The 6,543-nt window shown below is 59.4% G+C and carries 9 protein-coding genes; 3 read left to right on the top strand and 6 right to left on the bottom strand.

The features are described 5' to 3' along the window. Nucleotides 1-69 precede the first annotated feature (69 nt). On the top strand, nt 70-1,104 hold the full coding sequence (locus QEH54_RS14800; RefSeq protein WP_345785662.1) for an LLM class flavin-dependent oxidoreductase: 1,035 nt from the start codon (nt 70-72) through the stop codon (nt 1,102-1,104). A 188-nt stretch (nt 1,105-1,292) separates the two neighbouring features. Here the strand turns inward: QEH54_RS14800 and QEH54_RS14795 are convergent, their stop codons facing one another. The 3 genes from QEH54_RS14795 to QEH54_RS14785 form a co-directional block, all read right to left on the bottom strand. Next, a complete protein-coding gene (locus tag QEH54_RS14795; protein WP_309019475.1) occupies nt 1,293-1,499 on the bottom strand; it encodes a YheU family protein in 207 nt (68 codons plus the stop codon). Between the two features lie 144 nt (nt 1,500-1,643). Then, nucleotides 1,644-3,071, bottom strand: a complete 1,428-nt coding sequence (locus tag QEH54_RS14790; RefSeq protein ID WP_309019474.1) for a PQQ-binding-like beta-propeller repeat protein — start codon at nt 3,069-3,071, stop codon at nt 1,644-1,646. Nucleotides 3,072-3,261: 190 nt separating this feature from the next. Further along, a complete protein-coding gene (locus tag QEH54_RS14785) occupies nt 3,262-3,483 on the bottom strand; it encodes a 4-oxalocrotonate tautomerase family protein (RefSeq protein WP_309019473.1) in 222 nt (73 codons plus the stop codon). A gap of 140 nt (nt 3,484-3,623) precedes the next feature. Between QEH54_RS14785 and QEH54_RS14780 the strand changes: the two genes are divergently transcribed. After that, the gene (locus tag QEH54_RS14780; protein WP_309019472.1) at nt 3,624-4,319 is read left to right on the top strand and encodes a helix-turn-helix domain-containing protein; all 696 of its coding nucleotides are present in this window, start codon (nt 3,624-3,626) and stop codon (nt 4,317-4,319) included. Between the two features lie 23 nt (nt 4,320-4,342). On the opposite strand, the gene QEH54_RS14775 is transcribed toward QEH54_RS14780, so the two are convergent. Both QEH54_RS14775 and QEH54_RS14770 read right to left on the bottom strand, forming a co-directional pair. Continuing rightward, on the bottom strand, nt 4,343-4,669 hold the full coding sequence (locus QEH54_RS14775; RefSeq protein ID WP_309019471.1) for a winged helix-turn-helix domain-containing protein: 327 nt from the start codon (nt 4,667-4,669) through the stop codon (nt 4,343-4,345). Between the two features lie 150 nt (nt 4,670-4,819). Further along, nucleotides 4,820-5,158 carry an HPF/RaiA family ribosome-associated protein gene (locus QEH54_RS14770; RefSeq protein WP_309019470.1) on the bottom strand — a complete coding sequence of 113 codons (339 nt, stop codon included), beginning with the start codon at nt 5,156-5,158 and terminating at the stop codon, nt 4,820-4,822. A gap of 327 nt (nt 5,159-5,485) precedes the next feature. On the opposite strand from QEH54_RS14770, the gene QEH54_RS14765 reads away from it, so the two are divergent. Further along, nucleotides 5,486-5,656: a hypothetical protein gene (locus QEH54_RS14765; protein ID WP_309019469.1), complete on the top strand. Its 171-nt coding sequence runs from the start codon at nt 5,486-5,488 to the stop codon at nt 5,654-5,656. Here the strand turns inward: QEH54_RS14765 and QEH54_RS14760 are convergent. Next, nucleotides 5,653-6,480: an ion transporter gene (locus tag QEH54_RS14760; protein WP_309019468.1), complete on the bottom strand. Its 828-nt coding sequence runs from the start codon at nt 6,478-6,480 to the stop codon at nt 5,653-5,655. The two genes, QEH54_RS14765 and QEH54_RS14760, sit on opposite strands and share 4 nt — an antisense overlap. Nucleotides 6,481-6,543: the final 63 nt, after the last annotated feature.

The following is a 6,543-nucleotide window of genomic DNA, read 5'->3' as shown; positions in this document are numbered from 1 at the left end:
CGTGCCGAGGACGTCACGCGCCACCCCCAACCCGCCAGCGATCGCCCGTCCCATTCGTCTCTCTCCCATATGCAAATCGGAATCGACAGCTTCGTAGCCACGGACGCCAACCCGACGACCGGCGTGGAACCAAAACCTGCCCAGCGCGTGGCCGACCTCCTGCAGGAAATCGAAACCGCCGATCGCGCCGGACTCGACGTCTTCGGCATCGGCGAACATCACCGTCCGGAGTACCTCGACTCCTCCCCTGCCCTCCTCCTTGCTGCTGCCGCCGCCCGCACTGAACGCATCCGACTCTCCAGCGCCGTCACCGTGCTCAGCGCCGCCGACCCGGTACGCGTCTTCCAACAGTACGCTACTCTCGACCTGCTCTCCCAAGGTCGGGCCGAGATGGTCGTCGGCCGCGGCTCCTTCATCGAAGCCTTCCCACTCTTCGGGCTTGAGCTCGAAGACTACGACTCCCTTTTCGCCGAAAAGCTCGATCTCCTGCTCGCCCTGCGCCAGAGAGAACACGTCACCTGGTCCGGTCGCCACCGACCCGCCCTCTCCGGCCAAGGCGTCTATCCGCGGCCGCTGCAAGATCCGCTCCCCGTCTGGCTAGGCGTGGGCGGTACCCCCGAGTCCTTCGTCCGGGCCGGTTCCCTCGGTCTCCCCCTCATGATCGCCATCATCGGCGGACAGCCCCATCGCTTCAAACCGCTCGTCGACCTCTACCGCCAAGCGGGCGCGGCAGCTGGCCACTCGCCCGAAGCCTTAAAAGTCGGCCTCCACTGCCTCGGCTACGCCGCCCCCAGCGATCAGCAGGCCGCTGACGAGTTTTTTCCAGGCTACGCTCGGGCCTTCACCAAAATCGGCAAGGAACGAGGCTGGCCTCCCACCACTCGGGCCCAGTTCGAAGCCCTGCTCGAACCCCAAGGCGCCCTTCACGTGGGCTCGCCCCAGACCGTGGCCGAAAAAGTCCTGCGCACCAGCGAGGCCCTTGGCGGGATCGACCGCTTCAGTTTTCAGATGTCCGTGGCCGCCCTCTCCCATAGCCAGCTCATTCAGGCCATCGAACTGCTCGGGAAAGAAGTCGCCCCTCGCATTCGCGAGGAAATCGACTGACACCCGCGAGCCCGCAAAACGAGTTCCTACTCGCCTCCGCACAAACGAGAGCGTTTCGCTGAGTCAGTCCCAACGGTAGCGCGTACCGAGCAGCGCGACACCTCAACGAGCGAACGCGTGAATAACAACCTCCGAGCTCGCTTATTCAACCCGATCTAAACGCACGACAACCCAAGCGAAAACGCACCCTAGCGAACCACCACCACATTGCAGGTTTCGCTCTCGGTATCGAATTCGATTCGAGCGCTTCCCGAAACAAGCTGATCCTGCACTGCCGCCACTTTCTCATCGAGGGAGTACACCCGCTCGCCGTAGTCCGTGCCTTCGCGGGTCACGAACTCTACGATAACCGCCCGCAGAATTTCTGGATCGAGTCTTTGGTAAGGAATCTCCATTCAGCCAACTGGATTCATTTGCGACCCAACAGGGCAAGACAAATCAAGGGAGGGCGAAGCACTGACTCAGAACGCGAAACCTAGCAAAAGAGCGAACCATCCGAACCACATCTCCCCGCGAGGGGAAACCGCAACGATTCCCACTCATCGCTTCACCGCAAACACCCGCCCATCCAGCGTTCCGAAATACACCCGCTCTCCTTCCGTCACGCCTCCTCCGGGACACCCGTATAAAAACGCCTCCTCCGTCGGCTCAAACTCCATCCTCCAAACCAACTCCCCGCTTTCCGCGTCCACGCACGCGAACGCCCCCACGTGCGGAGCGAAATAGCCCACCGAGCCTGTCACTCCCGCGTAGACCCGTCTCCCAGCCACCGCTGGCTTCGCCCAAAGCGAGCCTCCCAGAAACCGTTCCCATCCGATTTCGCCTGTATCCAATTTTCGGGCACACAGCTTCGCGACATCCGACGATCCGATAAACATCCGCTCGCCTGAGACCACCCCGCTCGACTCCACCCAAGAGGTCCACGTCAAACTCTCCCAACGCGGCTGGCCCGTTTCCACATCCAAGGCCAGCAAGGACGCGTTGCGCGATCCCACAATCGCCAACCCGTCATGTACCGCTGGCGTGGAGACGACCTCCGCCCCAACCTCGTGCCGCCAACGTTCAGAGCCTGAATTCCGATCAATCGCATAGACACGCCCATCGCGGCACCCGAAAACCAGCACGTCTCCCGCGACCGCCACATCGCCGCTTACGCGTCCTTCCGTCACAAACTCCCACAACACTTCGCCAGTCTCCGTATCCAACGCCCAAACACCGCCCTTCGCTCCGCCCACGAAGAGCGTGCCCTCAACGATCACCGGCGACGAGGAACGATAGTCATAGGCTCCATCATCTACCCGCGGCAATCGAGCGCTGCGCTCCATAAAGCCTCCACCTAAGCGCGTCCGCCAACGCTCCACCCCATCACCCACCGCTAAGCAATACACGTATCCATCATCCGACGACGCATAGAGAAAATCTTCATCAAGTTTCGGGCTCGCATAGATGCCAGCCCCCGTTCGAAAACGCCACGCGACATTCCCAGTATCGTCATGCATGGCCGTCACCATTCCCGAATCGTCACCCACAAGAACCAACCCCTGTCCTGCCGCCGGAGCCGCCCAAACGCCTCCAGCAACCTCGACAACCCAATCCACCCTCGGCTCGTCAACAGCCCATTTCTCCTTCGGCTTTGGTGGCACTGTATCCACTTTTTCCAACACCAGTTCGAGGGCTTTGTCGTAATGCTGAAACGCTCCGATCAGTTGTCCGTTTCCATCTACCGAATACACCCGACCGAACCAGTCCAGTTTCCACACCCCCGCTTCGTCCCGCTCGACCACCGACGGCCCCATAGCGTACAGCCCGCCTTTCTCCAAAGTGAGCCATGATACCAGCTTCCCCTCTTCTTCATCGATTTCATAGAAAACCTCAGCCTGTTGATCGCCGAACGCCAAGATTCCGCTCCAATTTCCCAGCAACGAACTGCGGTCGAGGCCTTCCGCGCGTAGATTTGATCCGCTCATGGGGAGCGCCAGGCCTAGGCAAAGCAGGCAGATCCTCCTCCCCACCAGGCAACGAAGTGAACTCGCAAATATCATCATGGTGTTTTCGTCTACTCCGCAGAGAGCGGCTCCCCGTCAGCCCAGGAAGCGCAAAAAGGCGACGCCCGCGATCCCGCAAGCGTCACCTCTTTCGTTCCGGCATTTTCGAAATCTACGCCTCCGCCATCTGCATGCGGCGCACGTCGGCTGCGGTGAGCGGGTGGCCGCCGATGCCCCAGTTGCCTTCCTTGACCTCGTCGATCTTGACCCAGGTCACTTCACGCAAGGCCTCGCCTTCGATGGAGAGCATGGCATCGGTCACCTTGGTGATGATTTCCTTCTTCTGTTCAGGGGTGAATACGTTTTCGATGATCTGTACGTTTACGAGTGGCATTATTCTAATCTCACTGTCTATGGTTTCTTGGTTCACCGAAACGAACATCGCTCCGGTTGACGCCGCCTACTCTAACCGATCGCTTCGCATTCCTCTACAACACAGACTGTAGCAAACCACTACAAAATCTGTAGCCCGACATGAGCCTCAAGTACGGTCAATTCTGCCCCATCGCCAAAGCCGCCGAAGTCATCGGCGAACGCTGGACTCTGCTCCTGATCCGCGAACTCCTGCTCGGCGAGACGCGTTTCAACGAGCTCCAACGCGGCCTCTCCCAAATGTCGCCCACCTTGCTCGCCAAACGCCTCAAGCAGCTAGTGGACTGTGGTCTTGTCATCAAAAAGGAACTACAGGGAAAACGCCACTCGGAGTACTTCCTCACCGCCGCCGGACGCGAGCTCGGCCCCATCGTCATGAGCCTCGGCGAGTGGGGAGCTCGCTGGGCCCGCGGGCAGATGGACGACGAGGAGCTGGACGTGGAGCTGCTGATGACCGATTTCAAGCGCCGCATCGACACCGACCAGCTTCCCGCCGGCCGCACTGTCATCCACTTCATTTTCCCCAGTCTCGAGATGTTCGCCCACTGGTGGATCGTCATCGAAGAAAACGGCGCTCGAGAACTCTGCATCGACAACCCGGGCAAGGAAGTCGACGTCACCCTGCGCTGCAATCTGCGCACCATGACGGAAATCTGGGCTGGCGACACCACCATCGCAAAAGCCAGACGCGACGGCCTTCTCAAGGTCACCGGAAATCCGGTGCTCGCCCGCAGCGTTTCAAAATGGCTCTGCTCAGGTCTGCTCTCCAAGATCCGACCAGCAGACCCCAGTTCGTAAAGCGATCCGACTCGCAGCCTCCCTCAACGCCCCTTCAAGACGAAATCCAGCAGATCGCCCACCGAGCGATGGGCCTCTATCGGATGCCGCAATCTGACCGACGCATTCACCTCGTAAGTATTGCGACGCCCTAGCTTTGAACGGGAGATTATGCCAGCGGCTTCCAGCTCCGCCACGATTTTCTGAACCGCCCGCTCCGTGATGCCCACTTGATCCGCAACCTCCCGAAGCGTCAGATCCTCGTCGTAGTGCAAGCAGACCAAGACGTGGGCATGATTGGAAAAAAAGGTCCAGGAATGAGCCGCCGATTCCTGCGGCGTAAGCGTCTTTCGATGAGAATGGCCGATCATGAGCGCGAAGGAATACGCAACAACGTTCGCGCATTCGGATTCGTTTTTCAAGTCCGAGCTTGAGGTCGGATCGCGCAAACGGAAACTGCCGCCCGAACCGGACGGCAGCCTTCTTTTTGTTCCTTGGTTCCTTTTCCTCCAACCAAAACCTCAAAACCGCGCTCGCGTCGCCCGCCGCCTCAACTGGCGATCGGCCACCTCGAATGCGTTCGCGAGCGCCAAGCCTAGCTCCTCGGATCGCTTCGCCACGATGCGGTCGTAGCCCGGCAAAACCAGACGCGCCTTCACCAAGTACTCGCTTCTTCGGGGCCCTAAGACCACGCGTCGCAACTCCACAGCGAGGCCCAGCAGCCCTGGATAGCGACGCGTCATGGCTTCAGCCTTTCGCCGAATCGCCTCCTGAGCCGACCGTCCCAGCTTCATGCCTATAGCCTGGACCCTCAGTCCGTGGCTCAGGCGACCCTCCAGCGTCTCCTCCACTATCCCCATGGCGACTGAAGGTTGAACCTCGGAAAACGCGCCCCAACTCGGGTCTCGTCTCGAGACCAAACCCGCTTGGCGAAGCTGGCGTCTACAGTCCCCTCCCGGGGAGCGTTCCGGTTGCCCGTACCTTCGTAAACGTCGCCCGCCCTCACGGGCGGCGACCCGACATTCATCTGCATGTTCGTTTTCATTTCTCCTCCCTATTTAAGAATTTTGTTACGCGAATTTATTTTCGTATTTAGAACGCCAGTCAAGACTGATCGACTCCTTTTGCGGTTTTTTTTCGCGCTTTATGCTACGCCTCTAAACGAAGCCCACTAGTCACATTCGACCATGCTAGAGGCGTCACTAGTAATTGGATACGCGCCTATCTCGGACTCCACCATGGAGAGCGTCACCTCCATCGCCCCAATCCCCGCGCAGGTACCCGCCAAAGCCCGCACGAAAAGGCAGGGCGGGACGGCCCGGCCGGCCGCATCGCAAGATCGACCGACCTACCCTTAGCGATTTCTCAGCTGGGCCCGCAAGCGCTCCAGTTCGTCTTCCATGCGCCCGAGCGTTCGCAGAATCTCTCCATCTCGCGTGGCGGGATCTGGCAATACGGAAAGCTCCTGCATGGTCGAAACGATGATGCCGATGAATAGATTGAGAATCGTAAAGGTGGCAATGACGATGAACGGAACGAAAAACGCCCACGCCCAAGGATAGACTTCCATCACCGGACGAACGATGCCCATCGACCAGCTCTCCAAGGTCATGACCTGAAAAAGCGAATACAGGCTCGCCCCTAAGGTGCCGAACCACTCAGGAAAGGCCTCCCCGAACAAAGTCGTAGCGAGAATCGCCATGGTATAGAAGAAGATGGCCATCACCAGCATCACTCCGGAAAGCCCGGGTATGGCATGTATGAACGCCGCCACGACTCGCTTCAGCTGCGGCACCGCGGTGAGCAAGCGCAGCACCCGAAAAACGCGCAAGGTCCGCAACACCGACCACGGTCCGGCCCCGGGAACGAACGCGACCGCTACCACTAGAAAATCGAAGAGATTCCACCCGCTGCGAAAAAAGACCTGTCGGTAGGCCAGCAGCTTAAGGGCGATTTCGATGGTGAAAACCGCTAGCAGCGCCTTGTCGATGAACTTAAGCCAAACGCCCCAAGACTCCATCAGCGCTTCGTTGGTCTCCAGTCCTAGGATCAAGCCATTCAAGACGATGGCCGAGATCACCCAACGCTGCACCGCATCGGAGTCCACCCAATTCGCTAGTCGTATCCGCCAATCGGCGACACCTGATTCATTCAGCCGCTTAAGAAGAAGCAAGTCTCCCATATTTCAATCCATCTCCAAACGTTCGACCCGTGCTGAGGTTCGATCACGGGCATCCGATCGGCC

It is taken from the genome of Pelagicoccus sp. SDUM812003, assembly GCF_031127815.1.
In the GTDB taxonomy this organism is placed as follows: Bacteria; Verrucomicrobiota; Verrucomicrobiia; order Opitutales; family Opitutaceae; genus Pelagicoccus.
The sequence above is the reverse complement of the archived record's forward strand: the minus strand, read 5'-3'. Positions and strand labels throughout refer to the sequence as shown.

Excerpts from the sequence above, each read along its gene's own strand:
- QEH54_RS14800 (WP_345785662.1), top strand. The coding sequence starts at position 70 with ATGCAAATCGGAATCGACAGCTTCGTAGCCACGGACGCCAACCCGACG.
- QEH54_RS14795 (WP_309019475.1), bottom strand. The coding sequence starts at position 1,499 with ATGGAGATTCCTTACCAAAGACTCGATCCAGAAATTCTGCGGGCGGTT.
- QEH54_RS14790 (WP_309019474.1), bottom strand. The coding sequence starts at position 3,071 with ATGAGCGGATCAAATCTACGCGCGGAAGGCCTCGACCGCAGTTCGTTG.
- QEH54_RS14785 (WP_309019473.1), bottom strand. The coding sequence starts at position 3,483 with ATGCCACTCGTAAACGTACAGATCATCGAAAACGTATTCACCCCTGAA.
- QEH54_RS14780 (WP_309019472.1), top strand. The coding sequence starts at position 3,624 with ATGAGCCTCAAGTACGGTCAATTCTGCCCCATCGCCAAAGCCGCCGAA.
- QEH54_RS14775 (WP_309019471.1), bottom strand. The coding sequence starts at position 4,669 with ATGATCGGCCATTCTCATCGAAAGACGCTTACGCCGCAGGAATCGGCG.
- QEH54_RS14770 (WP_309019470.1), bottom strand. The coding sequence starts at position 5,158 with ATGGGGATAGTGGAGGAGACGCTGGAGGGTCGCCTGAGCCACGGACTG.
- QEH54_RS14765 (WP_309019469.1), top strand. The coding sequence starts at position 5,486 with ATGCTAGAGGCGTCACTAGTAATTGGATACGCGCCTATCTCGGACTCC.
- QEH54_RS14760 (WP_309019468.1), bottom strand. The coding sequence starts at position 6,480 with ATGGGAGACTTGCTTCTTCTTAAGCGGCTGAATGAATCAGGTGTCGCC.